The organism is Ruegeria sp. CL7 (genome assembly GCF_056536445.1).
In genome coordinates, this window is record NZ_JBQFPQ010000001.1 from 1,490,930 (window position 1) to 1,517,682 (window position 26,753).

Annotated in this window: 33 protein-coding genes and 1 tRNA gene; 20 read left to right on the forward strand and 14 right to left on the reverse strand. The window is 58.6% G+C overall.

Annotation, left to right across the window (positions count from 1 at the left end; genetic code table 11):
* Positions 1–13 precede the first annotated feature (13 nt).
* Complete coding sequence (locus ACR0LI_RS07490; RefSeq protein ID WP_480718266.1) at positions 14–928, forward strand: DMT family transporter; 915 nt, start codon at positions 14–16, stop codon at positions 926–928.
* Here the strand turns inward: ACR0LI_RS07490 and ACR0LI_RS07495 are convergent.
* A complete protein-coding gene (locus ACR0LI_RS07495) occupies positions 873–1,580 on the reverse strand; it encodes a thiamine diphosphokinase (RefSeq protein ID WP_171633369.1) in 708 nt (235 codons plus the stop codon). The genes ACR0LI_RS07490 and ACR0LI_RS07495 overlap by 56 nt on opposite strands.
* Positions 1,581–1,703: 123 nt before the next feature.
* On the opposite strand from ACR0LI_RS07495, the gene ACR0LI_RS07500 reads away from it, so the two are divergent.
* Positions 1,704–3,404 (forward strand): hypothetical protein, encoded by a 1,701-nt coding sequence (locus ACR0LI_RS07500; protein ID WP_480718267.1) that lies wholly within the window; start codon positions 1,704–1,706, stop codon positions 3,402–3,404.
* A 242-nt stretch (positions 3,405–3,646) separates the two neighbouring features.
* On the opposite strand, the gene ACR0LI_RS07505 is transcribed toward ACR0LI_RS07500, so the two are convergent.
* The 5 genes from ACR0LI_RS07505 to nthA form a co-directional block, all read right to left on the reverse strand.
* Positions 3,647–3,883: a DUF2842 domain-containing protein gene (locus tag ACR0LI_RS07505; RefSeq protein WP_171228487.1), complete on the reverse strand. Its 237-nt coding sequence runs from the start codon at positions 3,881–3,883 to the stop codon at positions 3,647–3,649.
* On the reverse strand, positions 3,883–5,178 hold the full coding sequence (locus ACR0LI_RS07510; protein ID WP_171723506.1) for an adenylosuccinate synthase: 1,296 nt from the start codon (positions 5,176–5,178) through the stop codon (positions 3,883–3,885). The genes ACR0LI_RS07505 and ACR0LI_RS07510 overlap by 1 nt, the downstream gene beginning before the upstream one ends.
* Positions 5,179–5,402: 224 nt before the next feature.
* Positions 5,403–5,732: a nitrile hydratase accessory protein gene (locus ACR0LI_RS07515; RefSeq protein ID WP_171723507.1), complete on the reverse strand. Its 330-nt coding sequence runs from the start codon at positions 5,730–5,732 to the stop codon at positions 5,403–5,405.
* Positions 5,729–6,406 carry a nitrile hydratase subunit beta gene (gene nthB / locus ACR0LI_RS07520; RefSeq protein WP_171723508.1) on the reverse strand — a complete coding sequence of 226 codons (678 nt, stop codon included), beginning with the start codon at positions 6,404–6,406 and terminating at the stop codon, positions 5,729–5,731. Before nthB ends, ACR0LI_RS07515 begins: the two co-directional genes overlap by 4 nt.
* Positions 6,403–7,017 (reverse strand): nitrile hydratase subunit alpha, encoded by a 615-nt coding sequence (gene nthA, locus ACR0LI_RS07525; protein ID WP_480718268.1) that lies wholly within the window; start codon positions 7,015–7,017, stop codon positions 6,403–6,405. Before nthA ends, nthB begins: the two co-directional genes overlap by 4 nt.
* 151 nt (positions 7,018–7,168) lie before the next feature.
* Between nthA and secG the strand changes: the two genes are divergently transcribed.
* The 12 genes from secG to ACR0LI_RS07585 all read left to right on the forward strand — a co-directional run bounded on the left by secG (position 7,169) and on the right by ACR0LI_RS07585 (position 16,413).
* Positions 7,169–7,534, forward strand: a complete 366-nt coding sequence (gene secG, locus ACR0LI_RS07530; protein ID WP_171723509.1) for a preprotein translocase subunit SecG — start codon at positions 7,169–7,171, stop codon at positions 7,532–7,534.
* 160 nt (positions 7,535–7,694) lie between these two features.
* Positions 7,695–9,338 (forward strand): CTP synthase, encoded by a 1,644-nt coding sequence (locus ACR0LI_RS07535; protein WP_209833466.1) that lies wholly within the window; start codon positions 7,695–7,697, stop codon positions 9,336–9,338.
* Positions 9,339–9,460: 122 nt separating this feature from the next.
* Complete coding sequence (locus ACR0LI_RS07540) at positions 9,461–9,943, forward strand: bacterioferritin (protein ID WP_152457573.1); 483 nt, start codon at positions 9,461–9,463, stop codon at positions 9,941–9,943.
* A 168-nt stretch (positions 9,944–10,111) separates the two neighbouring features.
* A complete protein-coding gene (locus ACR0LI_RS07545; protein WP_209833468.1) occupies positions 10,112–10,888 on the forward strand; it encodes an isocitrate lyase/PEP mutase family protein in 777 nt (258 codons plus the stop codon).
* Positions 10,889–10,963: 75 nt separating this feature from the next.
* Positions 10,964–11,257, forward strand: a complete 294-nt coding sequence (locus tag ACR0LI_RS07550; protein WP_209833731.1) for a DUF1330 domain-containing protein — start codon at positions 10,964–10,966, stop codon at positions 11,255–11,257.
* Between the two features lie 42 nt (positions 11,258–11,299).
* A complete protein-coding gene (locus tag ACR0LI_RS07555; protein WP_171633393.1) occupies positions 11,300–11,749 on the forward strand; it encodes a tellurite resistance TerB family protein in 450 nt (149 codons plus the stop codon).
* A gap of 20 nt (positions 11,750–11,769) precedes the next feature.
* Positions 11,770–12,207 (forward strand): tellurite resistance TerB family protein, encoded by a 438-nt coding sequence (locus ACR0LI_RS07560; protein WP_480619092.1) that lies wholly within the window; start codon positions 11,770–11,772, stop codon positions 12,205–12,207.
* Between the two features lie 5 nt (positions 12,208–12,212).
* On the forward strand, positions 12,213–12,971 hold the full coding sequence (locus ACR0LI_RS07565) for a phosphate/phosphite/phosphonate ABC transporter substrate-binding protein (RefSeq protein ID WP_480718345.1): 759 nt from the start codon (positions 12,213–12,215) through the stop codon (positions 12,969–12,971).
* A gap of 109 nt (positions 12,972–13,080) precedes the next feature.
* On the forward strand, positions 13,081–13,857 hold the full coding sequence (locus tag ACR0LI_RS07570; RefSeq protein ID WP_171633399.1) for an ABC transporter ATP-binding protein: 777 nt from the start codon (positions 13,081–13,083) through the stop codon (positions 13,855–13,857).
* A 33-nt stretch (positions 13,858–13,890) separates the two neighbouring features.
* On the forward strand, positions 13,891–14,640 hold the full coding sequence (locus ACR0LI_RS07575) for a transporter substrate-binding domain-containing protein (protein WP_171723514.1): 750 nt from the start codon (positions 13,891–13,893) through the stop codon (positions 14,638–14,640).
* An 82-nt stretch (positions 14,641–14,722) separates the two neighbouring features.
* Positions 14,723–15,610 (forward strand): ABC transporter permease, encoded by an 888-nt coding sequence (locus ACR0LI_RS07580; RefSeq protein WP_480619979.1) that lies wholly within the window; start codon positions 14,723–14,725, stop codon positions 15,608–15,610.
* Positions 15,607–16,413: an ABC transporter permease gene (locus tag ACR0LI_RS07585; RefSeq protein WP_209833474.1), complete on the forward strand. Its 807-nt coding sequence runs from the start codon at positions 15,607–15,609 to the stop codon at positions 16,411–16,413. The genes ACR0LI_RS07580 and ACR0LI_RS07585 overlap by 4 nt, the downstream gene beginning before the upstream one ends.
* Before the next feature lie 94 nt (positions 16,414–16,507).
* Here ACR0LI_RS07585 and ACR0LI_RS07590 read toward each other — a convergent pair.
* Both ACR0LI_RS07590 and ACR0LI_RS07595 read right to left on the reverse strand, forming a co-directional pair.
* Positions 16,508–16,584: transfer RNA gene (locus ACR0LI_RS07590), tRNA-His, on the reverse strand.
* Between the two features lie 47 nt (positions 16,585–16,631).
* Entirely contained in the window at positions 16,632–17,114 is a 483-nt protein-coding gene (locus tag ACR0LI_RS07595; RefSeq protein WP_480718269.1) for an N-acetyltransferase family protein, read from the reverse strand.
* 77 nt (positions 17,115–17,191) lie between these two features.
* Between ACR0LI_RS07595 and ACR0LI_RS07600 the strand changes: the two genes are divergently transcribed.
* Positions 17,192–17,380: a DUF6324 family protein gene (locus ACR0LI_RS07600; protein ID WP_152457562.1), complete on the forward strand. Its 189-nt coding sequence runs from the start codon at positions 17,192–17,194 to the stop codon at positions 17,378–17,380.
* Positions 17,381–17,382: 2 nt separating this feature from the next.
* Here ACR0LI_RS07600 and ACR0LI_RS07605 read toward each other — a convergent pair whose 3' ends face one another.
* On the reverse strand, positions 17,383–17,814 hold the full coding sequence (locus ACR0LI_RS07605) for an MmcB family DNA repair protein (RefSeq protein ID WP_152457561.1): 432 nt from the start codon (positions 17,812–17,814) through the stop codon (positions 17,383–17,385).
* Positions 17,815–17,928: 114 nt separating this feature from the next.
* Between ACR0LI_RS07605 and ACR0LI_RS07610 the strand changes: the two genes are divergently transcribed.
* Both ACR0LI_RS07610 and ACR0LI_RS07615 read left to right on the forward strand, forming a co-directional pair.
* Positions 17,929–18,252, forward strand: a complete 324-nt coding sequence (locus ACR0LI_RS07610; RefSeq protein WP_171723517.1) for an ArsR/SmtB family transcription factor — start codon at positions 17,929–17,931, stop codon at positions 18,250–18,252.
* Positions 18,245–18,670, forward strand: a complete 426-nt coding sequence (locus ACR0LI_RS07615; protein ID WP_480718270.1) for an SRPBCC family protein — start codon at positions 18,245–18,247, stop codon at positions 18,668–18,670. The genes ACR0LI_RS07610 and ACR0LI_RS07615 overlap by 8 nt, the downstream gene beginning before the upstream one ends.
* Positions 18,671–18,884: 214 nt before the next feature.
* On the opposite strand, the gene ACR0LI_RS07620 is transcribed toward ACR0LI_RS07615, so the two are convergent.
* From ACR0LI_RS07620 to ACR0LI_RS07640, 5 genes are all read right to left on the reverse strand, one after another.
* The gene (locus ACR0LI_RS07620; protein ID WP_171723518.1) at positions 18,885–19,190 is read right to left on the reverse strand and encodes a hypothetical protein; all 306 of its coding nucleotides are present in this window, start codon (positions 19,188–19,190) and stop codon (positions 18,885–18,887) included.
* 59 nt (positions 19,191–19,249) lie between these two features.
* Positions 19,250–19,732 carry a transcription antitermination factor NusB gene (gene nusB / locus ACR0LI_RS07625; protein WP_171119535.1) on the reverse strand — a complete coding sequence of 161 codons (483 nt, stop codon included), beginning with the start codon at positions 19,730–19,732 and terminating at the stop codon, positions 19,250–19,252.
* Complete coding sequence (locus ACR0LI_RS07630; RefSeq protein ID WP_171723519.1) at positions 19,729–20,280, reverse strand: 6,7-dimethyl-8-ribityllumazine synthase; 552 nt, start codon at positions 20,278–20,280, stop codon at positions 19,729–19,731. Before ACR0LI_RS07630 ends, nusB begins: the two co-directional genes overlap by 4 nt.
* Positions 20,281–20,282: 2 nt before the next feature.
* Positions 20,283–21,404: a 3,4-dihydroxy-2-butanone-4-phosphate synthase gene (gene ribB / locus ACR0LI_RS07635; RefSeq protein WP_171119533.1), complete on the reverse strand. Its 1,122-nt coding sequence runs from the start codon at positions 21,402–21,404 to the stop codon at positions 20,283–20,285.
* A gap of 99 nt (positions 21,405–21,503) precedes the next feature.
* Positions 21,504–22,091 carry a riboflavin synthase gene (locus ACR0LI_RS07640; protein WP_480487164.1) on the reverse strand — a complete coding sequence of 196 codons (588 nt, stop codon included), beginning with the start codon at positions 22,089–22,091 and terminating at the stop codon, positions 21,504–21,506.
* Positions 22,092–22,244: 153 nt separating this feature from the next.
* On the opposite strand from ACR0LI_RS07640, the gene ACR0LI_RS07645 reads away from it, so the two are divergent.
* The 3 genes from ACR0LI_RS07645 (at position 22,245) to ACR0LI_RS07655 (ending at position 26,752) form a co-directional block, all read left to right on the forward strand.
* Positions 22,245–23,534, forward strand: coding sequence for a capsule biosynthesis protein (locus ACR0LI_RS07645; protein ID WP_480718271.1), 1,290 nt, complete (start codon positions 22,245–22,247; stop codon positions 23,532–23,534).
* An 80-nt stretch (positions 23,535–23,614) separates the two neighbouring features.
* Entirely contained in the window at positions 23,615–24,748 is a 1,134-nt protein-coding gene (locus tag ACR0LI_RS07650; RefSeq protein ID WP_348539510.1) for a polysaccharide biosynthesis/export family protein, read from the forward strand.
* Between the two features lie 3 nt (positions 24,749–24,751).
* Positions 24,752–26,752, forward strand: a complete 2,001-nt coding sequence (locus ACR0LI_RS07655) for a capsular polysaccharide biosynthesis protein (RefSeq protein WP_480718272.1) — start codon at positions 24,752–24,754, stop codon at positions 26,750–26,752.
* Position 26,753: the final 1 nt, after the last annotated feature.

A 26,753-nucleotide genomic window follows, 5' to 3' on the forward strand; every position in this document is an offset into this window, starting at 1 on the left:
TAGCGTCGCGCGCATGACTCAGGATCGTCCCGTCTTGGGCATCTTTTTGATGCTCGGTTTTTGCGTGCTTGCACCCTTGGGGGATGCGATGGCAAAGCTGTTGGGCGAAACGACACCGTTGGGTTTGCTGGTTGCAGCCCGGTTCGCGGTGCAAGCGCTGATTCTCATTCCGCTGGTGATGATGACAGGCCGGCCCTGGCGGATGCACGGGCGCATCCTGCGCCTGACAGTCATCCGCACGCTGCTGCACATCATCGGCATAACCGCGATGTTCAGTGCGTTGCAGTTCCTGCCCCTGGCTGATGCCATCGCCATTGCCTTTGTCATGCCGTTCATCATGTTGCTGCTGGGCAGATACGTTCTGGGCGAAGAGGTCGGCGCGCGGCGCCTCGTGGCCTGCATCGTCGGTTTCATCGGCACACTTCTGGTCCTCCAGCCCAGCTTTGCCGAGGTGGGCTTACCTGCCCTGCTGCCGTTGATCGTTGCCGTGGTCTTTGCCCTTTTCATGCTGGTCACGCGGCAAATCGCCAAGGAAACTGATCCGATTTCCTTGCAGGCGGTGTCTGGTGTCATGGCCACTGTGGGGCTGGTTCCTGTCCTTGTGATCGGAACATCGCTTGGTATCTGGAACCTGTCAGCCGCCTTGCCCGCCCCCGACATGTTTTGGCTGCTGATCGCTATCGGTATTCTGGGAACTGTCGCGCATCTGCTGATGACATGGTCGCTGCGCTATGCACCTTCGGTCACGCTGGCCCCGATGCAATATCTGGAAATCCCGGTGGCAACCCTGATTGGCTGGGCAATCTTCAGCGACCTGCCTGACGGACTGGCAGCGGTTGGGATCATGATCACCGTCGCCGCCGGTTTGTACGTTATTCTTCGCGAACGGGCCACCGCTCGCTCTGCCCCGACAGAAACACCTGCATGAGCGGATCGAGTGCGGCGCGGGGAACCATCACCAACAGGCCCGGGCCATCCATCTGCAATTCAACCACTGACAGCGCGCGATTAGAGGTGCCCACCCGGTCGTCCGGTTGCAACCGCAGGCCGTCGATGGGCCATTCCAGCCCGGTGCTGCGCCCGGTCACAGGGCGCATTGGAAACAGCGACACCACATCCCCGGGCAAAACCGGCAGCCGGATTTGGCGAGGCGCGTGAAAAACCACCTCATGCGCGCCCAGCAGAATGCAGGCCTGTTCCTGACGTCTGACCAGCACGTTCAGAACAGCAAGCTGATGATCAAGCCGTCCGCCCAGAAAACCGGCCCCCAAAACCAGTGGAGCCTGCACATTGCGCAAGGCCTTGTCGAAATCGGTGCTGTCCTGTTCACGAATGGCAAAAAGCCGGTCAGACGGGATTTTGGCTTTTGTTGCTTTGTCCAGCGAATCGAAATCCCCGATGACCGCGTCCGGAATCCGGCCTGATTCTGTCAGAACTGCCGCCCCACCATCCGCCGCTACGACAGAAGTGACGCGGTTCAGCACCAAATTCAGGTCCTCGGAACCAACAAAACCACCCCCAAACAGCCCGATTGGATCGGCAGAGCGTACAATTGGTTCATTTTTCCTAAGATTGGCCATTTTTCCCGGATTTGGACACATTAAGACCACAAAATGATAGGTTCATGCATAAAGTTCAGAGCCTTCGTGTGCTCCCGATTCCGGGTAAGTGGGCTCTCGTAGTTTGTAAAGGACGTGCGTCTGATGGTACAGAATAACAAGGTATTAACCGTTTCATATGGAACCTTCTCCTGCACTTTGGAAGGATTCGACGATTCCTTTGAAACGATGAAAGCCATTGCCGAATATTTCCGCGATCTTGCCGCGGATGATCGTTACTTCGGCTCAGAGCCTCCACAACCAGACGCCGAAATGCTGACCCGTATCGCACGCCGCGACGCATCGCAACGCGTCGAAGCCAGCCAAAACGAATCCGGGCTCCTGCTGCGTGCCGCTCCAAACACCGAAGCCCCGGCACCGGTGGCGTCTGACGCAGCGGGCCCGCAAGCGCAAAATGCAGATGCTGTGACCACCCCCCTTCCCGAATATACCCAAGCAAGCCCGGGGCAGACCGCGTTCACAGACGCGGAGGCCGTCGACGCCACCACATCTCCGCCGGCCGACAGCATTGCCGCAAAACTGCAACGCATCCGGGCCGTTGTTTCTCATTCGGACGTCCCCCCCACTGCCTATTCCGAAGACGAGGAATCTTCGCTGCTGGCCAACACCACCCCCCCGGTGGACGCCGTGGCCGCCGCGTTCGAAGCAGGCGCTCTCAACGAAGAAGACTTTGCTGAACCTGCCCAGCCCGAGGCTTCGGAAATCGAGGATCTGCAAGCGCTTGGCGCCGAAGACGTACAAGACGACGCGCCGGCAGTATCTGAAAACCAGGCCTTCGAATCCGCCGAGCCGAATATCGAAAGCAATTCCGAACAGCAGGTGCAGCTGACCCCCGACCACCTGCGGGATGAAGATATCAAGGTCGCAACCGACTCCGCGCAGCTTCCTGCTGAGCCCCTGTTCTCGGATCTTGAAGAGGATACCGACGAGGAAATCGACGAGGAGGATGTTCCAAACATCCTCAACGTCGAAGACGTGGCGATCGAATCCGAAGATGAAGCAAGTGACGAGCCGCAAGACGATCAGGCGCAAGGAGTATTGTCGGAAGAGGACGAAATTCAGCTGCTGTCCGAGATTTCCGAAATCGAAAAAGACATGGCAGGCCGTTCTAGCCAAAAACTGACGGATGACGCCGATCCTGATCAGGATATCTCGCGACTGATGGCCAAAACCGGTGAACATATGGAGGATCCGTCCAGCAGCGACGCGCGAGAAACCTATTCGCACCTTCGCACCGCCGTTGCCGCGACCGAGGCCGACCGTGATGACCAACCGGCCCCGAACACCTCGCCTGTTGATGAGTATCGCGTTGATCTTGCGTCAGCGGTCAGCCCGCGCCGCCCCGAAGTAAACGTGACCAGCATACGCCCGGAAGCAGATGCTCCGGCTCCGTTGAAACTGGTTGCCGAGCAGCGCGTGGACGATCAAAGCGAATCCAACGGCCCCGTGATGCCGCGTCGCGTGACCACTCAGGCAGAAGAAACCGGGTCGGAAGAAGGCGGTTTTGCGCAATTCGCACAAGATCAGGGCGCACAGTCGCTTCAGGACCTGCTTGAAGCGGCCGCGGCCTACCTGTCTTTCATCGAAGGACAGCAACAATTCTCGCGCCCGCAACTGATGAACAAGGTTCGTTCTTTGAAGCAGGATGAGTTCAATCGCGAAGAAAGCCTGCGTTCCTTCGGACAGCTGCTGCGCGATGGAAAAATCGAAAAAGCCGGCGGCGGCCGTTTTGCGGCCTCTGACCTGATCGGCTTCCGTCCTGATGATGAGCGCGCAGTCGGCTGACTGCCGCGCCAATTGACAAAAAGGGCCGGGTGAACCCCGGCCCTTTTGCTATGGCACGTCCAGAGACAAACGCCCGCTGTTAAACACGACCCAGCGTTGCCCATTGTGCCGGGCCCGACCAGCCGCCTTGGTCCGAGCAATAGCCCGGCTCAATTCAGCAAAGTCACAGAACCCACGTATAATTGCGCGCGTTTACACGCACGGCGTTTGCCCGCTTAATCTTTTGCAGTGCCAAACCCGGCTCAGGATTGATCCGGGTCCTCTTTGCCAACGCCGCGAAAAACGAACTTGAACGGCAGGGCCCAAAGAATGCCAAGAACGATATAGACCAGAAGTTCCACCCATATCGGGGGGCGCTCCAGCCAGTTCAAAACCGTCACCACCGCCACAATGTAAAGTGGCAGGCCGATCACAAGTATAACCAACGACCAGCGCCGGCGCGCTTTGTAGCTCAGGCCTGTTTTCTGCTCTTTGTTCATCAATCTGCAAACGGGTCGGTCACCAGAATGGTGTCGTCCCGCTCCGGGCTGGTGGACAAAAGGGCCACAGGGCATTCGATCAGCTCTTCCACCCGGCGCACATACTTGATTGCGTTGGCGGGCAATTCGGCCCAGCTGCGCGCGCCTTCAGTGGATTCGCTCCAGCCCGGCATTTCTTCATAGATGGGGGTGCACCGTGCCTGTTGATCGGCCGCGGTGGGCAGATAGTCCAGCCGTTGGCCATCCAGCTCATATCCGGTGCAGATTTTAAGCGTTTCAAACCCGTCCAAAACATCCAGCTTTGTCAATGAGATACCGTTCACGCCACTGGTCGCGCAGGTCTGACGGACCAGGCACGCATCAAACCAGCCACAGCGGCGCTTGCGACCTGTCGTTGTTCCGAACTCATGCCCGCGTTCCCCAAGGCGCTGACCATCCGCATCCTCAAGTTCGGTCGGGAATGGGCCTTCGCCGACACGGGTGGTGTAGGCTTTTACAATCCCCAGCACAAAGTCGATCGATCCCGGTCCAATCCCCACCCCTGTCGCGGCCTGGCCTGCGATCACGTTGGACGAGGTCACAAATGGATAGGTGCCGAAATCGATGTCCAACAGCGCGCCTTGCGCCCCTTCGAAAAGGATGCGTTTTCCGGCTTTGCGCTTTTCGTTCAGCACTTTCCACACAGGTGCGGCAAAAGGCAGGATGCTCTGCGCGATCTCTTTCAATTGGGCAATCAGCGCGTCGCGGTCGACCGGTTCGATTCCCAGACCTTTGCGCAGCGGGTCATGGTGCTGCAAAGCACGGTCCACCCGAGCCTCGAGCGTGGCTTCATCCGCCAGATCCGCGACACGAACAGAACGACGCCCGACCTTGTCTTCATAGGCCGGTCCAATCCCACGACCTGTTGTGCCGATCTTGGTCCCCTTGCTGGCCGCCTCTTCACGAGCGCGATCCAATTCACCGTGGATCGGCAGGATCAACGGGGTGTTCTCGGCAATCATCAGCGTATCGGGGGTGATCTCTACACCTTGTGCCTGGATGGTCGCGATTTCCTTGACCAGATGCCAAGGGTCCAACACCACGCCGTTGCCGATGACGCTCAGCTTACCGCCGCGCACGACACCGGACGGCAGAGCGTGCAGCTTGTAAACTTCGCCATCAATCACCAGCGTATGTCCGGCATTATGCCCGCCCTGAAAACGCGCGATCACGTCCGCCCGTTCGCTGAGCCAGTCGACGATCTTGCCTTTTCCTTCGTCACCCCACTGGGCGCCGACAACAACCACGTTGGCCATATCCGGTCCTTTTGCGCTGAGTTATCAAACCCGGCTCATATAGCTGGGCGGAAACGGCAGGGAAACCGATATTTCGCCGCAGATGAAAATCGCGCGAACACGCGATGCCTCCGGCGGGGATATTTATGGCCAGATGAAAAGCGGATCCCCTGCTTCATCTGGCTGAAAATATCCCGGGGGAGCCGAACGGAACGGGCGGCGGGGGCAGAGCCCCCTGCCCGGCATCAACGCAGATGCACCGGTTGCCCATGAGGTGTCGTCAGATAAGCCTTTTCCCAAGATTTATGTAGCCCTTTCACCTCCTGCGGCGACGAGACGCCCTGCTCGGCCAGCAACCCTTCGAGCGTTTCCAGCCATGCACGGAAATAGTCGTCGCCGCCGTCCAGCTCTCGCGCGAGCCCGTGGCGCTTCAACGTGTCCGAGAACCGGGCCGCCCAATCCGCCCATTCGAACCGCCCGGCCTCGTTCAGGGCAACGGTGACGGCAAAGACCTGAGCGTGCCAGGGTTCGGCAAACACCGGTTCTGGGGCTGAATGTTCGTTGCAGCCGCTCATGCCGGTTCCAGATAGCTTTGCCAGAGATCCAGTACCACTTCGTCATCCGGATGCTCCGGGCTGGTCCAAAGTTCCGATGCGGGGAAGACCACGGCATAGATCGGTTCAGGCGCTTCGCCCAGCCCATGAGCATTGGAATCGGGCAGGACATGGGTTCCGTGCAGGCGCAGTATTCGCCCCCTGGCACCGGACGCATAATTCGGCAGGCGTGTGTGCCCGCCATCCACAATGCGATTTCCCGCCGGACGGGTCGTGACCACCTGTTGACCGACAGAAAACTGCACCGCCACGTTCGAAGATCTGTCCGCCGGTCCACCTTTGGCCAGAGCGGCTGACACGGCGTCCGCCTTGAGCATCCGTTCTGCCAACGGATGCGGCCCATCCTCTCCGCCGCTGCGCAGGTCATCCAGGGAAAGAACGCCGTGTTCTACCAACAGGTCAGCCAGGCCCGAAATCCATTTCTCGTAATATGAAAACCGGGTATAGTCCTTTGGCGACAACCGTTCCCTTGCGTGGCGGGATACGTCGATATTCCACTGCCCCAGAAAGCCGGATGCAAGTGTCACTGCCAGCGCCCGTGCGTGCCAGTCTTCGGCAAAAACCGGCGCGTCCTCGGCCTCGGGATTTATCGGACCATCTCCAAAGCGGCCGCCCATATCGTGAACGCGGGTCATGAAGGGGCCTTCGGCAAACCCGTGCCGATCATGCTGTCACGTGTCACAAGTGCGGCAAGCGCCTCCTCGCTCATCCCATCAGTTCCATCGGGACGCATCGGCAGAACGAGATAGCGAACCTCGGCGGTCGAATCCCACACCCGCACCGAAGAGTCTTCAGGCAGGGTGAGGCCGAATTCGGCCAGTACCTTGCGGGGTTCACGCACCGCTCGGGCACGGTAGGCATCAGATTTGTACCAGCCCGGCGGGATACCCAGCAACGGCCAAGGATAGCAGCTGCACAAGGTGCAGACGACCATGTTGTGTCGGGTTGGCGTGTTCTCGACAACAACCATGTGTTCGCCCTGGCGTCCATAGTAACCAAGATCCGCGACCATCGAGGTGGCGTCTTCCAGCAGAGCGGCCTTGAAAGCTGGGTCGCTCCAGGCTTTGGCAACCACCCGCGCGCCGTTCTGCGGGCCAATCCTGTTCTGATAGGTGTCTATGATTTCGTCCAGAGCCGCCGGGTCGATCAAGCCCTTGCGGGTCAGAATCGTTTCCAGCGCTTTGATGCGAAGCGCGGGTTCGGGCGGCAAAAGGGCGTGCGGGTGGTCGTGGTCGTCATGAGGCATGGGCCGCAGCCTGCGTCACGCATCGGCGTTCTGTCCAGTCCCTTTGACGTGATATGACATATCACGTGCAGTGATGCGAACTCCTCACTTGCCCCCGCTGGCAAACTTGCATAGATACCACGCGATACACGCCACGCTGTACAGGAACACCATGGAAAACGTCGTTCTCATCATCCACCTTCTTTTGGCCCTAGGCTTGATTGCCGTTGTTCTGATGCAGCGGTCCGAAGGCGGTGGCCTTGGCATGGGTGGCGGTGGTGGCGGAGCCATGACAGGCCGTGCAGCAGCGACCGCTTTGGGCAAACTGACCTGGATCCTTGCCGCTTGCTTCATCGTGACCTCGATCACGCTGACCATTCTGGCGGCGCAGAAATCTTCGGGCAGCTCGGTGATCGACCGTTTGGGCGTGCCGGCTCCGGCTTCAAACGAAGAAAATACTCCGGCAATTCCGTCGGCGGATGACCTTCTGCCGCCTGCACAGGGCGACAACGCGCCACTGATCCCGCAGGCCGACTGACCTACAAAACCTAGAAACATGGAAGAGGACTGCAACAGCATCTTGCGGTTCTCTTGCGCTTTTGGCGCGAATCCTTTATACGTGAAGTCCCGTGATGCAGCGGTTTTTCGAAACCGTCGGGCAGCTGATTTTGACGTCTCACGGGAGCAGCCGAAAAACTATGGCGCGATTTATTTTCATCACTGGTGGTGTGGTTTCGTCCTTGGGCAAAGGACTGGCTTCGGCGGCGTTGGGCGCCTTGTTGCAGGCTCGGGGGTACTCGGTACGGCTGCGCAAGCTGGACCCGTATCTGAACGTCGATCCAGGGACGATGTCGCCGTTTGAGCACGGCGAAGTGTTCGTCACCGATGATGGGGCCGAAACCGATCTGGACCTGGGCCATTACGAACGATTCACCGGCGTGGCCGCGCGCAAGACCGACTCGGTCAGTTCGGGGCGGATCTATTCCAACGTGCTCGAAAAGGAACGCCGCGGGGACTATCTGGGTAAGACCATTCAGGTGATCCCGCACGTCACCAACGAGATCAAGGATTTCATCGCCATCGGCGAGGATGAGGTTGATTTCATGCTGTGCGAAATCGGTGGCACCGTGGGCGATATTGAGGGCCTACCGTTTTTCGAGGCGATCCGCCAGTTCAGTCAGGACAAGCCGCGCGGGCAGTGCATCTTCATGCACCTGACGCTGCTGCCTTATATCAAGGCCTCGGGCGAGCTGAAAACCAAACCGACTCAGCACTCGGTGAAGGAACTGCGCTCGATCGGTCTGGCGCCGGATATTCTGGTCTGTCGCTCTGAAGGTCCGATCCCGACCAAGGAGCGCGAGAAACTGGCGCTGTTCTGTAACGTGCGCCCCGACAGCGTGATCGCAGCGCAGGACCTGAGCACCATCTATGACGCGCCGCTGGCCTATCACCGCGAAGGTCTGGATCAGGCCGTTCTGGACGCGTTCCAGATCAGCCCAGCGCCCAAACCCGATCTGGCAAAATGGGAAGACGTCAGCGACCGCATCCACAACGCCGAGGGCGAAGTGAAGGTCGCCATCGTAGGCAAGTATACGCAGCTTGAAGACGCCTATAAATCGATTGCCGAGGCGCTGACCCATGGCGGCATGGCCAACCGGGTCAAGGTCAAGGTCGAATGGGTTGACGCCGAGGTGTTCGACAACGAAGACGTCGCCCCCCATCTTGAGGGTTTCCACGCCATCCTCGTCCCCGGAGGCTTTGGCGAACGCGGCACAGAGGGCAAAATCAAGGCCGCACAATATGCGCGCGAGCACAAAGTCCCCTATCTGGGCATCTGCCTTGGGATGCAGATGGCCGTGATCGAGGCCGCCCGAAATGCGGCTGGCATCAAGGAAGCTGGTTCGGAAGAATTCGACCACGAAGCCGGGAAGAAACGTTTTGAACCTGTCGTGTACCATCTGAAGGAATGGGTGCAGGGCAATCACAAGGTCGAACGCAAGGTCGGTGACGACAAGGGCGGCACCATGCGCCTGGGCGCTTACAATGCGGTGCTGGCAGAAGGATCGAAAGTCGCTGAAGTTTATGGCGGCACACAGATCGAAGAGCGCCACCGTCACCGCTATGAAGTGGACATCAAGTACCGTGAGCAGCTTGAAAAGGCCGGGCTCAACTTCTCGGGCATGTCGCCGGACGGACGCCTGCCAGAAATCGTAGAATGGTCAGATCACCCATGGTTCATCGGCGTGCAGTACCACCCGGAACTGAAGTCCAAACCGTTCGACCCGCATCCCCTGTTCCGCGATTTCGTGCGCGCTGCGAAAGACACTTCTCGCCTGGTCTGACCCTGGGCTGTGTCGGACTGTCACCCCGCGTTGTTTTGTGCGGGCTGATCTCTTAACTGTATGTGCAAGCAGAATTTCTGCTTCGCAGGCTCTATGCCGTTCAGAGTTTCAGGAGATTTCCGATGAGCAACGCAACAACGATTACCAACCTCCAGCAAGCGCTTCATATGGAGCTGACGGCAGCGCACCAGTACCAGCTGCATGCCCATGTGCTGGAGGACTGGGGGCTGGACATCCTTGCCGAAAAAATGCGCGCTGAAATGCAGGAAGAATTGGGTCACTCCGACGCGTTCATCGAGCGTATCCTGTTCCTTGGCGGCGTGCCCGAGCTTGCGTTTCAGAAAAGTCCAGTCGCAGCGGGGTCTCTGGAAGACATGTTTGCCGCGGACCTGAAGGATGAAACCGAGGCAGTCGACTTCTATACCAAGGCCGCGTTGCAGGCCGCCGAGGTCGGCGATGTCGGGTCAAGGACCCTGTTCGAACGCATCTTGCTGGAAGAAGAAGGCCACAAGGACTGGCTGGACACTCAGCTGAACCTGTTGAAGCGTTTGGGTGAGGCCAACTTCAGCGCAAAATTTGTATCCGGCGCGGCAGAAGAAGCCTGAGGCACGCACCGCCGCTTGTCCATGCACCAGCATGGCCCGGACCATCTTGCCATGGACCGGGCCGTGCAGTTTCCGTCACTTCAATGTGACGCTGCCGAGCAAAAAAACCTCTACTCGGTCTGCCCTCATGGGGTTAACTGTTGATCACACCACGACAGGAGAGCCTCGATGAGCGATCAATCCCAACGCGCGAAGACCTTTGCCAGCCTTCACAAAAAGGGCGACCCCGTCATTCTGTTCAACATCTGGGATGCCGGCAGTGCCGGCGCGGTGCGGGATGCTGGCGCGCAAGCCATTGCCACAGGCAGCGCACCTGTCGCCATGGCACAGGGTTTTGGCGACGGTCAGAACATCCCGCTTGAGACCGCATTGGACAATGCGCGCCGCATCGTTGCAGCGGTTGATCTTCCGGTGACACTGGATTTCGAAGGGGCATATGCCGAAGATCCACAGGGCATTGCGCAAAACGTCAAGCGTGCGCTGGATTGCGGCGTGGTTGGTTTCAACTTCGAAGATCAGATCATCGGCGGCGACGGGCTGTACGATACAGCGGTTCAGGCCAAACGTATCGAAGCCATGCGCGCGGCCTGCGAAGACGTGGGCATACCTGCCTATGTCAACGCAAGAACTGACATTTTCCTGAAGGCCCCGGCAGAAACACATGATGAGGCCATGCTGAACGACGCCATTGCCCGTGCTTCGGCCTATGAGGCAGCGGGTGCCAGCGGATTTTTTGCTCCGGGGCTGAAAGACGAGGCGATGATCGGCCATCTGTGCGAGCGTACCAACCTGCCAGTCAACATCATCGCCCTGCCCGGCACCCCCGGCACTCTCCGCCTAGCTGAACTGGGGGTTGCGCGCGTCAGCTATGGCCCGGTTCCTTATCGTCAGATGATCAAGTGGTTAACAGATCAGGCACACGCCGCTATTCACTACCGCGACTGATCACCCTGAAGTTGTGGGATTGCAATTGCCGCCACTTCTCATCACCCTGCTTTTGAAACCGAACAGGAGGCAAGCCTGATGAAAGGCTATTGGGTTGCACATGTCGATGTGGACGACATGGACACGTACAAGACCTACATTGCTGCAAATGCGGAGCCCTTTAAAGCTTATGGTGCGCGCTTTCTGACACGCGGAGGAAAGCGCGAAGTGAAGGAAGGCGCAGCGCGCGCCCGGACCGTTGTGATCGAATTTCCCAGCTATGAGGATGCGCTTGCCTGTTACGAAAGCGAAGCATACCAGAAAGCCAAAGCACTGCGCGCCCCGGTATCGATGGGCGATCTTGTGATCATTCAGGGCTATGACGGGTAGACTACGCTTGGCGCACCACAAAATATGGAATAATCTTTTACCATGTTGAAAAAGTTCCTTCAGGCGCTCAGACCGCCCCAGCATGAACATCTTCCGGACCCGGATGCCGAACTTGCTCTGGGCGCGCTCATGGTGCGCGTGGCGCAGGCTGATCGGGACTACAAGCTGGAAGAGATCCGCCTGATCGACAAAATCCTGGCCCGTCTTTACCAGCATAACGCAATCGAAGCAGCCAAGGTGCGCGCCACTTGCGAAAAGCTTCATGCGGCCGCGCCGGATACCGATACCTTCGGCAAGCTGATCCGCGAGACCACGGATCTGAAGGAACGCCTGGCCGCTCTGGATGCGCTGTGGGAAGTTGTCCTGGCAGATGGAAACACCGACGAAGGCGAGGTGAAAATCGTCGAGGAAGCCCGCGTTGCCATGGGGTTAAGCTTTAACGACAGCAAGGCTGCGCGTGAACGCGTTCAAAGCCGCTTGGATGTGGGTTAGACGCTCGCTATATCTAACGCATGTTCAGTGAGTTTCTTTCCAGGCTTACGCAGCCTCAGCCCGATCCTCTTGTCGACGATGATGCCCGCCTGGCCCTTACGGCCCTGCTGGTGCGTCTGGCGCGGTCCGACAATGACTATTCCGATACCGAAATGGCCCGTATCGACCGAATTTCGGCGCAACGCTATGGCCTGTCCCCGTTCGAATGCGCCGCCCTGCGTGCCCACGCCGAAGATCTTGAGGCCGAGGCCCCGGACACCGTCCGCTTTACCCGAGCCATCAAAGAGGCGGTTGCCTATGAAGATCGGCTTGCGGTCGTTCAGGCGCTGTGGTCCGTGGCATTGGCCGATGGGCACCGCACCAGCGAGGAAGATTCGCTGCTGCGTCTGGTGGTCAGTCTTCTGGGCGTAAGTGACGTGGATTCCGCTTTGGCACGGCAAAAGGCTGCAAAATCGTGATTGCCATGCTGGGCATGTATGACATGCCTGCCCTGCAAGCCGCCAATGACAGGTTCTGGAACCTGATTCGTGCCCAACTTGGATCAGGTCCCGAACACCTTAACCGCGACAAAGACGTGTGGGCGGTCTGGCAGGACCCAAACCTGATTCTGGCACAAACCTGCGGCATGCCGTTTCGAACCCGATTGCATGGTCACGTGCAACTGGTTGGCACTCCGGACTATGACCTGCCTGGATGTCCCCCCGGATACTATTGCTCGGTCTTTGTGGCACGGAATGACGACGACCGGGATCTGGCGGGGCTGAGCACAGGGGTTTTCGCGTATAATGAGGGCTTGTCCCAATCCGGCTGGGCAGCCCCGATCACACATATGATCCAGGCAAACCTGCACCCCGCCGGACTGTTGGAAACCGGCGGGCATGCGCTGTCTGCCCAAGCCGTCGCAGGTGGCAAAGCGGACTTTGCCGCGCTGGACATGTTGACGTGGCTGATGCTGCAACAACATAGCAATTTGGGAACCAAACTGCGCGAACTGGCAAGAACGACTCCGACTCCGACCCTTCCCTACATCACATCGATGAGTCAGAATCCGCAGGTCATTGCAGGCGCTGTTCGGGCCGCAATTGACCAGCTTTGCGACGACGACCAACGATTTCTGCATATACGCGGGTTGATCGATATTCCCGCGGCGCACTACCTGGCGGTCCCCACTCCGCCTTCTCCCAAAGATAGCGGATCAGCGACTGCCCAATTTGACGACTGATTTTGGCCAATTTGGATGTTTCTCCGCTTGATTCTGTCATTTGCGCATTGCATTGACCTTTTTTTTCGGTCCTAGTACCGCACCAACACCACCAACCACTGGACTGCCCGTGACAGAAACTGCCCCCGTCATCGAAATCAAAGACCTTCACAAAAGCTTCGGAAATCTAGAGGTGTTGAAGGGGGTCGATATCACGGCACATCGCGGTGACGTGGTATCACTGATTGGGTCGTCTGGGTCCGGCAAATCGACGCTTTTGCGGTGCTGCAACCTTTTGGAGGACAGCCAGCAAGGAGAAATCCTTTTCAAGGGTGAGCCTGTCAAATGGTCCGGGGAAAAGCACGGGCGCCGCCCCGCCGACTCCAAACAGGTTCTGCGCATACGCACCAACCTGTCGATGGTGTTTCAACAGTTCAATCTTTGGGCTCATATGACCATCCTGCAAAATGTGATGGAGGCCCCAGTGACCGTTCTGGGGCGCGACAGGGCCGAGGTTGAAGACAGCGCGCGCAAGTATCTGGACAAAGTTGGCATCGGCGACAAATGCGACGCCTATCCGGCGCAATTGTCAGGGGGGCAGCAACAACGCGCCGCCATCGCCCGCGGCCTGTGCATGGAACCCGAAGCCCTGCTGTTTGATGAACCGACTTCGGCTTTGGACCCTGAACTGGAACAGGAAGTGATAAAGGTGATCAAGGACCTGGCCGCCGAAGGGCGCACCATGATCATCGTAACGCATGACATGAAAATGGCCGCCGACATTTCAAGCCACGTGGTGTTCCTGCACCAGGGCCTGATCGAGGAAGAAGGCACGCCGGAAGATATCTTCACATCTCCTGAATCCGAACGGCTTCGGGGTTTTCTCTCCGCCACTCAGGCGGCTTAACTTCAAAAACAGAACCAAACTGGGGAGCAACCAATGAAAAATCTGATTCTGTCCACTGCCGCACTGGCCCTGACCGCCGGTATCGCCATGGCCGACACGGTCCGCATGGGGACCGAGGGCGCCTACCCTCCGTACAACTTCATCAATGATGCGGGCGAAATCGACGGCTTCGAGCGTGAAGTCGGCGACGAACTGTGCAAGCGCGCAAATCTGGAATGTGAATGGGTCAAGAACGACTGGGATTCGATCATTCCGAACCTGGTCTCGGGCAACTACGACACCATCATCGCAGGCATGTCGATCACCGACGAACGTGACGAAGTCATCGACTTCACCCAGAACTACTTCCCGCCTGCGGCTTCGGCCTATGTCGGTGCGTCCGAGGATGTTGATGTCTCCACCGGCGTCGTTGCCGCACAGACCGCCACCATTCAGGCAGGCCACGTAGCCGAGTCGGGCGCGACACTGGTCGAGTTTGCAACTCCGGAAGAAACCATCGCAGCCGTGCGCAACGGTGAAGCCGATGCCGTGTTTGCCGACAAGGACTTCCTGGTGCCGATCGTCGAGGAATCCGCCGGAGAGCTGGTCTTTGTGGGTGATGACGTGCCGCTGGGCGGTGGCATCGGGCTGGGCATCCGTGAATCGGATGGCGAACTGCGTGGAAAGTTCGATGAGGCGATCACATCGATGAAAGCGGACGGTTCGTTGAATGAACTGATCATCAAGTGGTTCGGCGAAGGCGTTCCGACCTACAACGCTGACGGTTCGGTCGTTACAAACTAATCCGTATCAAGCGGTTCGGCGCGTCCATCGCGCCGAACCCTGCCCGGTGGAATAACCGGGTATGACGTTCGAAAGACGCTTCATGTTTTCCTATTGCGCTGACCCTGACACGCTCGGAACATTCCGCTGGTTCTCCTGCTACCTGACCAACGGCGTGCACTGGTCCTTCTACCTGTCGTTCCTCAAGGTGTTGGGATTGCTGGCGGTGACCGCGCCGGTCGCATTGGCGTTTGGTTTTGTTGGCGCAATGGCCGCCCGATCACATTTCCCGCCCCTGAGCTGGCTGGGCAAAGGGTATATTGCCATCGTGCGCGGTGTCCCGGACATCGCTTTCTTCCTGTTTTTCGTGATAGCGTTGGATCAGGCGTTCGAATGGACGCGGCACAAGATATTGTGCCCCGAATGGACCGACCCGATCCGGCAGGGAAATGACTTTATCGTCTGTCAGGCGGCCAAGCTGCCATTGGGGACTGCACCGGAATGGGTGCATGAAACCTATGGCTTCTTCCTGGCCGTCGTTACCTTCTCGATTGTTTTCGGGGCGTTTGCGGCAAACGTTCTGTTTGGTGGAATGCGCGCCGTGCCCCACGCGCAGCTTGAAACCGCCGAAGCATATGGCATGTCCCGTCGTCAGACCTTCTGGCGCATCCTTGTGCCGCAGATGTGGGTTTATGCCCTGCCCGGCCTGTCGAATCTTTGGATGGTTCTCATCAAGGCTACTCCGCTGCTGTTCCTGCTGGGGATCGAAGACATCGTTTATTGGGCCCGCGAACTTGGCGGCACCAAGACGTCCAAGTTCACCCAGTATCCGCATGGCGACTGGCGCATGTGGTACTTCCTGTTCCTGCTTGTCTTCTACCTCGGCATGACGCGCGTGTCTGAACTTGGGCTTGAAAATCTGATGCGGAAACTGTCCCACGGGCAGGCCACGTCCGGCGGCGAGCTTCTGCGCAAGGAGACCACGGCATGAGCTGCTTGCAGACGATTCAAGATTACGGCCTTCGGTCCCTGGGTCTCGGCGAGCGGCTACTGCCCAAAAGTGACTTCACCCTGTGCGAACAGTTCACGCTGATCGGGTCGGGGATGATCTGGAATGTCTATTTCGGGATCATGGCGCTGGCGACCGGCTTCTTTCTGGCCACGGCCCTGGCCGTCGGCAAGGCGTCAGCAAACAAATGGCTTCGCAAGCCTTCGGAATGGTTCATTTTCCTGTTTCGCGGCTCGCCCTTGTTTATACAGTTTTTCTTCGCTTATTTCCTGTTCCTGTCGCTGAAGAAATCCAACCCGATGTTTGACGCCTTCACCTCGGCCTGGCTGGGGGCGCTGATCGTGCTGTTCCTCAACACTGCCGCCTATTCAGGCGAGATCTTTTACGGAGCGCTAAGGTCCATTCCCAAGGGCGATATCGAAGCCGCAGATGCCTATGGCATGTCAGGCTGGGCCCGTTTTCGCCGGATCGTCTGGCCCACCATGTTGCGGCTTGCCTGGCCTGCCTACACAAACGAAGCAATCTTTCTTTTCCACGCGACAACGCTGGTCTTCTTTTCAGCCTTCCCGGCCTGGCAGCAACGCGGAGACGCCCTGTATTACGCCAGTTACTTTGCGGACAAGACGTTCAACCCGTTCATCCCATACCCGATACTGGCGTTCTATTTCATCCTGCTGACGCTGGTAATCGTCGGGGGCTTTGGCCTGATCAACAAACGCCTGAACCGGCACCTACCGGTCGCAAAACGGGCCAAGATGCGGTTCAAACTGAACCTGGCGCGCTGAGTTTCGGCGCGCCAGTCACGTCTGGACACCAAACCAAATCAACGCCAATCACCGCGCGCCCGCGCGCTTTACAGCACATTCAAAAGGGGAGAAGTGGTACCGCCTCCCTGGCTTGAACAGGGGACCTCTGGATCCACAATCCAGCGCTCTAACCAACTGAGCTAAGGCGGCACTCGTGAGGGGCGATGTACCGAACACGCCCGCGGAATGCAAGAGGATTAAAGCCGAAATTTCCAGCTTTGTTCGACAAGATCGACACCGAAGGAATGCACCGCTTTGCTGTCTGTCAATTCCCAGCCGGACGCCTTGTAAAGTGCGCAGGCGGCGGTATGGCTTTCGTGCGTCCACAGAACCATTTCTTTGTATCCTGCCCCGCGTGCGAAGGCAGTGCATGCTTGTAGCAGGCGCTTTCCCAGCCCCAGCCCTCGTGCTTTCGGGACAAGCAGAAACAGCCGCAACTTGGCGGTATTCCGGTCAACAGCAACGCAGAAAATACTGCCCAGACGCTGCCCGTCCTGCTCGGCGATCCAGCCTCTTTCAAGCTCGGGGTCACTGTTGGCGATGAAGTCGTCAAGGATGCTGGCCACCAGGGGCGCAAAGCTGTCATCAAACCCTTCGTCGCGCGCATAAAGCAGACCGTGCTGTTCAACCAGCCACGCGGCGTCATCGGGGTGAAAGGGTCTGAGAACGGCGTCTTTCATATCTTATCTGACCGCAAAGGTGACTTGATTCTCAACCCCGTGCGCGCTAGCAGGAACGCTCAGTCTCGGAGGCACAGATGGGCATCAATACCGAACGCGACATTCAGGCAAACCTGCAAATCGGTCCGACCGATCAGGGTATGGTCCGCCTGTTCATCGAAGCTGACGGCATCGAAATACCGATGGATTTTGACCCGGAAGAAGCAGAAGAAATCGCCGACGAAATTCGCGCTGCGGTACAAGCCGCCCTTGCGGTCAAAGGCTGACCTTACAGCCTGGGATCCCGAAGCGCGTGTAAACGGCGCGCGGCATCCGTTGCAAATTTCTGGATCATCTTCTTGCGCCGCGCCGGTGCGATTTTGTCCTCGGGCGCCATACGCACGATTTCCGCATCATAGGCATCGGCGATGATCAGGCCTGTTTCATCAGGCAACAGATCGGTCGGGAATTCTGTATCGACGGCCCAGAAGAATCGGTCACACCATTCCAAATAGCCCTGCCATTTCGAATCCGACTGATAATCGGCACGGCTGGATTTGCACTCAATCACCCACAACTCACCCTTTGGCCCCAGCCCCATCACGTCCACGCGCAACCCGCGCGCAGGCACAAATTCTTCTACGGAAACAAAGCCATGCGCCGCAAGATGCCGAGCGACGCCACGTGCCAGTCTCTGTCCAGGTTGCAGATCCAAAGTCATAGCCGAAAATGTGAACAATTAGCGAACAAAAGTAAAGCACCTTTGCGTCTTGACATAGTACCTTTTGGTATCGCATTAATATAGTACCAAACGGTACTATTCCTGAGGTTGCTTATGGAGAACCAAACTCAAAACGCGTTTCGCGCGCTGGCCGATCCCACACGCCGGAACATCGTACGACTGCTCTCGTCACAGGACATGACGATCGGGCAGTTGACGGACCGGTTCGACATAACTCGGGCTGCGGTCAAAAAACACCTGACGATTCTGTCCGACGGTGGGTTGATCACAGTCGAAGCGCGCGGCCGGGAACGCATCAATCGACTTGAACCACAGGGTATGGCCCCGGTGCTCGACTGGCTCAGCTATTTTGACCAGTTCTGGGATGATCGCCTCAACTCTCTCAAGGAAGCTATTGAAAGGAAACAAAATGACTGATGCCGTATTGAAGAAATCGATTTTCCTCAGGGCGGAACCGGAAACCGTTTGGGCTTATCTGACAGAACCTGACCATCTGGCGGAATGGTTCCACAAAACGGAAAGAACACTGGCAGAAGGTCAGAAGCTTGAGTTGTTCGGCACGACAAGCGGCGACTTACTGATCTGGGGAGAGGTCCGTATCGCCCGCCCCCCCAAATATCTTGAACACACCTTTACCGTCAAACCGATGGGGGACGCTGTAAGCGTGGTCAAATGGACATTGGAACCGGTTTTGGGCGGCACACGTCTTGAGCTTGTGCACGAAGGATTACCGCAAGGCGTCGCAGCATTTGATCTGATCCTGGCTCTGGACAAAGGGTGGGATGAACATTTCGGCAAGTTGCGTGTGTCATTGCACGAAACTGTTGACGCCTGACCTCTTGCGCGAACCCGTCAGACACCCTACTTAAGCGCGTGGCGGGTTCTGCCCTTCTTGTGACAGGTAGCATTCTGGTGGCCTTAAGCAATTCCGAGGGGGCTGGCTCTGTTCAGGTCCTGGCCTGATTACCCGGCGCCCACCTGTACATACAGGTCCTCGGGAATCAAACCGCACGGTTGACTGGTGGTCCCGCCGCACTTTCCCTGAAATATCAGCGCCCTGCGTGGGCTTCCTGTTTCACGGTTGCCGGCTCGAAGCTGTGTGCGACCGGTGTTCCCCGACGCGGCCCCTGCGGCTTTTCCGCCATGCTCATGATCTTGTACGCGAACTGAACGCCGGCAAAGACGATGCCGTTCATGAACCAGATCATCACCAACGCGATCAGGCCGATTTCCGACCCGGAGATCAGATGCCGAAGGTTCGCGACGTTCAGCGCCAAGAGCACCCCGACAAACACGGCCGAAATGACAAAACCCCAGGCGACTTGCGTGATATACAGGCGGATCAGTTTGGGCATGGCGAACCTCCTTGCGCTTCGACAACAATGCTAGCGCATGTCTGGTTCAGGTAAACGTGTCAGAACGCCTCGGGCTGCGCCTCGCGCGCCATGTGATCCAGCACGGCATTAACGAATTTGGGTTCTTTACCTTCTGGAAAAAAGGCACGTGCCACATCGACAAACTCGGTGATCACCACTTTGGGCGGTGTGCCGCTTTGGGTCAGTTCCGCACCCGCCGCGCGAAACAGCGCGCGCAGGGTCGGGTCGATGCGCGCGATCGGCCATTTCGCCACCAGCGCGCGGTCGGTCATCTGGTCGATCGGCGCCTGATAGTTCACGGCGTCATCCACCAGCTTGCGGAACAGCGTGCTGTCGCCCTCAAGCATCTCGTCGCCCTCGTAGACCGCGCCGAACCGGTGGTCCAGAAACTCGTTGACCACCTGTTCGGTCGTCTGGCCCGACTGTTCCATCTGGAACAGCGCCTGCACGGCATAAAGCCGCGCTGCGGATTTCATCAGGCGTTTCCGGTTTGCCGGTTTCGGCGTGTCTGTCTGGGTCATGTTGTCGTTGATCCGTTGCTGTCGCCCGCCACCAGGATGGACTCGGACGGCGGCTTGAATCCGACGCCCTTTTTCGAAGCGCCCCACTTACGGCTGAGCGCGATCAGATGCAAGGCCGCAGCGGCCGCGCCACCCCCTTTATTCATCTTTTCCGGATCGGCGCGGACTTCGGCCTGCTCGTCATTCTCGACCGTCAGGATGCCGTTGCCGATGCACAGCCCCTGTAGGCCCAGCAGCTGGATCGCGCGGCTGGAGTCGTTGCAGACGGTTTCGTAATGCGTGGTCTCACCGCGGATGACACAGCCAAGCGCGACATAGCCGTCAAAGTTGCACTGTCGGTCGGCCATGGCGATGGCCGTGGGAATTTCCAGCGCGCCGGGCACTTCGACCACTTCGCAGGTGCCGCCAGCCGCTTCGATCTCGGCCGTGGCACCCGCAATCAGGTTGTCGGCGATCGAGCGGTAGAACGGAGCGGCCACGATCAGCAGTTTCACCGGCTTGTCGAAGCTGGGTGTCGGCAGAATTCCGTGTTTGTCTTGTTCAGCCATGTTCAGTCTTCCTTCAGAATCGAGCGGGTGCCGACGATTGACAGGCCAAACGCGTCCAGCCCAAGATACACCGTTTCAGGAGAGTCGGTCAGAAGCACCAGTTCCTGAATCCCCATCTTGGACAGAATCTGCGCCCCCAGACCGGTTTGCTTGATGGTGCGCGGGCCTTCATCCTCGACCGCATACAACGAGTTGCGCGGCTGGCGGAACAGGCAGACCACTCCGCGGCCCTCTTCGGCGATCTTTTCCATCGCGCGCGGCAACTCGCGGGATGATTTCGGACCAAGCCCCAGGATATCCGGCGCTTCATGCAGGGCGTGCGTGCGCGTCAGAACGGGCTCGGGCGTGGTGATGTCGCCTTTGATCATGACAACATGTTCAATGCCGTGGGTCTGATCGGTGAAAATCCGCATTTCCCACTCACCGCCGTATTCCGAGGTGACTGTTTGACGAGAAGTCTCGACAACCAGATTGTCATTGCGCGCCCGATAGCTGATCAGGTCGCTGATCGTGCCGATTTTCATGTTGTGCTTTTTGGCGAACTCGACCAGATCCGGTAGGCGCGCCATGGTTCCGTCTTCATTCATGATCTCGCAGATCACGCCTGACGGGTTCAGCCCGGCAAGACGCGAGATATCCACGGCGGCCTCAGTATGGCCTGCGCGCACCAGCACCCCGCCCCGCTTTGCCCGCAACGGGAAGACATGGCCCGGGGTGGCGATATGCGCCATCGTGTTCTGTTCGTTGATTGCGGTCGCCACGGTCAGCGCCCGGTCGGCGGCTGAAATCCCGGTGCTGACACCTTCGCGCGCCTCAATCGAAACCGTAAAGGCCGTCTCGTGGCGGGATGAGTTGTTCACGGCCATCATCGGCAAGCCCAGCGCATCTATCCGTTCCGCCGTCATCGGCAAACAGATCAGGCCGCGCCCATGGGTGGCCATGAAGTTGATCGCCTCGGCATCCGCAAACTCGGCCGGGATCACCAGATCGCCTTCGTTCTCGCGATCTTCGTGATCGACCAGAATGTACATCCGGCCGGCGCGCGCCTCTTCGATGATTTCTTCGATCGGGCTGATCGCGTCACGCAACTGGGCCTCGACCGGTCCGGGGGTTTCAAAGCTCATGGGGCAGCCTTTCACATGGCAGGTTTGCTCGGCGGAATAGACCACTGAGGGCGCAAAGACCAGTCCACAAACGGCGCTGGGGTTTTCCGACGCGACGTATCAGGACATCTCGGACAGGCGCGCGACGTACCGGGCCAGTGTATCGATCTCAAGATTGACGCGATCGCCCACACCGACATCGCCCCAGGTCGTGACTTCCTTGGTGTGAGGGATGAAATTGATGCCAAACTCGCAATCATTCACGTCATTGACCGTCAGCGATGTCCCGTTCAGCGCAACCGACCCTTTGGGCGCTATGAACCGCGCCAGTTCCTTCGGTGCACGCAAGGTGACACGTGTGCTGTCGCCTTCATCTTCGACCGCGACCACATCGGCCACGCCATCCACATGACCCGAAACGATGTGACCGCCCAGTTCATCACCGACTTTCAGCGCTCGCTCCAGATTGACACGTTTGCCGACGGCCCAGGTATCAAGATTGGTCTTCGAAACCGTCTCGGCGCTGATCTGAACATCATACCAATCGTCGCCCAGCGCGATCACCGTCAGGCACACACCATCACTGGCAATCGAGGCTCCGATATCGATACCGGCCGTGTCATAGGCCGTCTTGATCCGGGCGCGCAGATCCCCCTGCTGTTCCAGCTCGGTGACGGTGCCGATGTCGGTGACGATCCCTGTGAACATTCCGTTAACCCTCAGTTCATAACCTGTGCCTGCTTTTCACCGTCGAGGTAAGCCCAATGGGCCGCGCGGGCAAGCCCCGCCTTGCCGTACAAGGCCCAAACGGGCATAGTTTCGGCAACAAAACCAAAAAAAAGAGCAGTCCAGATGCCGCAAATGCCTTCAGGCTCAGACAAACGGGTCTTCCTGTTTCTTCAGGGACCTCACGGGCCGTTTTTCTCGACACTCGGGCAGATGTTGCGCGCCACGGGGGCACAGGTCTGGCGGGTTGGGTTCAATGCGGGGGATCAGGCGTTCTGGTTCGACAAGGCAAGTTTCATCGCATTCCGGAACACGCCCGGCGATTGGCCCGAGACATTGAACAGGTTGATTGCCGACAAAGGCGTCACGGATATCGTTCTTTATGGCGACACGAGACCGGTCCACGCCCGCGCAGTTGAGATTGCGAAGTCTCAAGGGCTGACAGTTCACGTTTTCGAAGAAGGCTACCTGCGGCCCTGGTGGGTCACGTACGAGCGGGACGGGTCAAACGGGCATTCGCGCCTGATGTCACTGGATGTCGACCAGATGCGGCAGGCTCTGGCCCGGTCGGACAGCAAAACGCCCCCGCCACCGTCGCATTGGGGGGATATGCGGCAACACATATTCTACGGTGCCCTCTATCATTGGTTCGTCATGTTCCTGAACAAGAGATACCGCAATTTCCGGCCTCATCGTGATCTGTCGGTTTCACAGGAATTCCGGTTGTATTTCAAACGTCTGATGCTGATGCCTGTTCATCGCCTGCAACGCGGCATTGCCACGGCGCGCGTCAGATGGGGGGGCTTCCCCTATCACCTCGTGTTGCTGCAACTGGGGCATGACAGTTCGGTTCAGGCCCATTCCGAATTCTCCTGCATGTCCGATTTTCTGGAACTGGTCATCGCAGGATTCGCGCAAGGCGCACCGGCACATCACAGGCTGGTCGTGAAAGAGCACCCATTGGAAAACCACCGTGAACCATTGCACCTGCGCGCCATGGAGATTGCCAGGAAACACGGGGTGCAGAACCGTGTTCACTATGTCCCAGGCGGAAAACTGGCAGGTTTGCTGGATGAGGCAAATTCGGCCGTCACCGTGAATTCCACTGCGGGGCAGCAGGTCTTGTGGCGGGGTATTCCGCTGCGTATTTTCGGACGTTCGGTTTATGACAAGACCGACTTCGTATCACAGCAGTCGATCGCCGTATTTTTTGCTGAACCAGACGCGCCGGATGTCGACGCCTATCGCTGTTACCGGCAATTCCTGCTGGAAACCAGCCAGGTTCCGGGCGGGTTTTATTCCCGGCGCGGCAGGCGGCAGTTGCTACGCCGCGCCGTGGACATGATGCTCAGCAGCAGTGACCCTTATCAGGCCCTTCTGAACAAGAACGAGGCACCGACGCCACAGTTGAAAATCGTCGAGTAATTCGGTCGCCCTGTGACTGGAAGTTGTGCTGCTTACCGGCTAATCTTCCCGCAACAACAAAAGACTGAGGATATCCGGCAGTGCAATTCTCTCCTAAGCGATGGATGCGGGGGGTTTCCCTTGTGGCCGCAATCGGCTTGATGGCGGCCTGCCAACTTCCGAAATCCGGGCCGAACAAGACCGAAATTCTGGCGGGTGCAGTCCAGAATGGCGGCAACGCGTTTGTCGTCGAAGTCGATGACCGCGTGACACGCCTTACATCCGCCGTGCCTCAGTTTGGCTTTTCGTCCTCGTTCAGCAGCGCCCAGGCCTTGACCGCCGACACTGTCCGCCCCGGTGACGTGCTGGGCCTGACCATATGGGAAAACGTGGACGACGGGTTGCTGTCCGGCGAAACCGGTGCGGCGACCATTCTGGATGAAGTTCAGGTCGACAGCGATGGTTTCATTTTCGTCCCCTATGCGGGTCGGATTCGGGCCGCGGGCAACACGCCCGAACAGCTTCGCGTTTTGATCACGAACAAGCTGCGGGAACAGACACCCGACCCACAGATCGAAGTGCGGCGTGTTGCGGGTGACGGTTCCACCGTCTCGCTGACGGGTACAGTCGCAACCCCCGGCATCTATCCGATCGAACGCCCAACCCGTTCCTTGCTTGGCATGCTGTCCAAGGCGGGCGGGGTCTCAGTAGCGTCAGATATCGCGTTGGTGACGCTGATCCGGGGGGATCAAAAGGGCACCGTCTGGTACGAAGATCTGTTCCGCAACCCGAAACTGGACGTCGCTTTGCGTGGCGGCGACCGCATCTTGGTGGAAGAAGACAGCAGATCTTACATCGCTCTCGGCGCGACCGGGGGTCAGTCTCGCGTGGCCTTTGACAGTCAGGACCTTACCGCCTTGGAAGCTTTGGCTCAGGTCGGTGGTCTGCTAACACTGTCCTCTGATCCAACCGGCATTTTCATTCTGCGGAAAGAGCGTCAGGACATCGCGCGCAGCATCACGGGACGCGCCGACTTGAAGGGGGATCAACGCATGATCTACCTGCTGAACCTGACGGCCCCTAACGGCCTGTTCATCGCGCGGGATTTCGTGATCCGCGACGATGATACGATTTATGTGACCGAAGCACCCTATGCACAGTGGAGCAAATCGATCTCGCTGATCGCTGGTGGCCTGACCCCCATCGCAAACGTCGCCACGCTGACCGGCAACTGATGCATGGTAGCCGATCCGGACAGCGCAGCCGGGGCCGAGCGCACCCGGCTGTTCGTCTACAACGGCGGGTTTCTTACGCAAAAACGCCTGAGACGGATTCTGACGCTTGCCGGATATGACATTCGTCTGGGTCTTCCCAAGGATGGCGATTGCGTGGGCATTTGGGGCAACAGCCCGACCGCGTATCGGGGCCTGCGCATCGCCGAAAAACACCGCGCCCCGGTTCTGCGGGTCGAGGATGCCTTTCTCAGGTCTCTGCACCCGGGGCGCGCCGGTGAACCGCCCTTGGGTCTTTTGCTGGACCGTTCGGGCCCGCATTTCGATGCAGCCGCACCTTCGGACCTTGAGAAGCTGCTGAACACCGATCCCTTGGACGACACCGCGCTGCTGAACCGCGCACGTGCCGCGATGGAGCGGGTCAGGGAATTGCACCTCAGCAAATATTCCGCGTTTGACCCCGATCTTGCCGCACCTGACCCCGGTTATGTACTGGTCATCGATCAGACGGTTGGCGATGCCGCCGTCTCGGCAAGCGGTGCTGATCGTGCCCGTTTTCTTGAAATGCTTGTGGTCGCGCAGGAGGAAAACCCAGGCGCGCGCATTCTGATCAAGACACATCCAGAAACGATGGCAGGTCATCGTCAGGGGCATTTCACCGATCAGGACCTGTCAGACCGGGTCACGTGGTTTGACAAGCCCATCAGCCCCTGGCCCCTGCTCGAGGGCGCCGTTGCGGTTTATACCGTTTCCTCGCAGCTGGGCTTTGAAGCAATCCTGGCCGGTCACAAACCGCGCGTTTTCGGTCAACCGTTCTATGCCGGGTGGGGCCTGACGCAGGATGAATTCCCAGTCCAGCGCCGTCAGCGCAACCTGACCCGCGCGCAACTGTTCGCGGCCGCGATGCTGCTTTACCCGACCTGGTACGACCCCTTTCGCGATCAGCTGTGCGAAATGGAAACGGTTCTGGACATTTTGGAGGCGCAGACCCGCGCATGGCGGCAGGACAGGCACGGTTGGACGGCCGCCGGTATGCGCCTGTGGAAACGCAGGCACATGCAGCAGATTTTCGGGCGGCATGGCACGTTGCGCTTTACGGCCACACAACCTGATGCCTCGGATCGCCCCCACATGGTCTGGGCCAGTCAGGCGCGCGACAGCGAAGGGGCCGTTCGTGTGGAAGACGGTTTTTTGCGTTCCCGCGGACTGGGGGCGGCGCTTGTTCCGCCCCTATCCCTGGTAACCGACGAAGTCGGTATCTACTATGACCCCACAAAGCCCAGCCAGTTGGAAAACCTGATCAGCGAGCGTGCAACTTTGCGCCCGGATCAGGAATTGCGCGTTGAACGGCTTATTGAGAGATTGCTGGCCGATGGTTTGAGCAAATACAACACGGGCCAATCCGCGCCGGTTCTGCCCCATGGGCACCGAATTCTGGTGCCCGGACAGGTTGAAGATGACGCCTCGATCCTGCTGGGCACCAACACGGTGGGCAGCAATCTGGACCTGCTGAACACGGCGCGCGAGGCCAACCCCGAAGCTATCCTGATCTACAAACCGCACCCTGATGTCGAAGCTGGTTTGCGGGATGGCCAGATAGACGCAGAGTCAATTGCAGACCTTGTCGTGACCCGAACTGACCCCGCCTCGCTGCTGACGCAGGTGGACGAGGTGTGGACGATGACATCGCTATTGGGGTTCGAAGCACTGTTGCGCGGGGTGAAGGTCACGACTCTGGGCGCGCCCTTCTATGCGGGATGGGGCCTGACCACCGATCTGGATACCGTCCCCGTCAGGCGAGGTGCACGGCCGTCGCTGATGGGCTTGGTACACGCCACCTTGATTGACTATCCACGCTATTTCGATCCGATCACCAGACAACCCTGCCCTGTCGAAGTGGCCGTTGAACGTTTGGCGCTGGGGTATTCGGCACCGTCCGGTCCGTTCAACCGGTTTCTGTCAAAGCTTCAGGGCGCGTTCGCAACGCACGCTCATCTTTGGCGTTGAC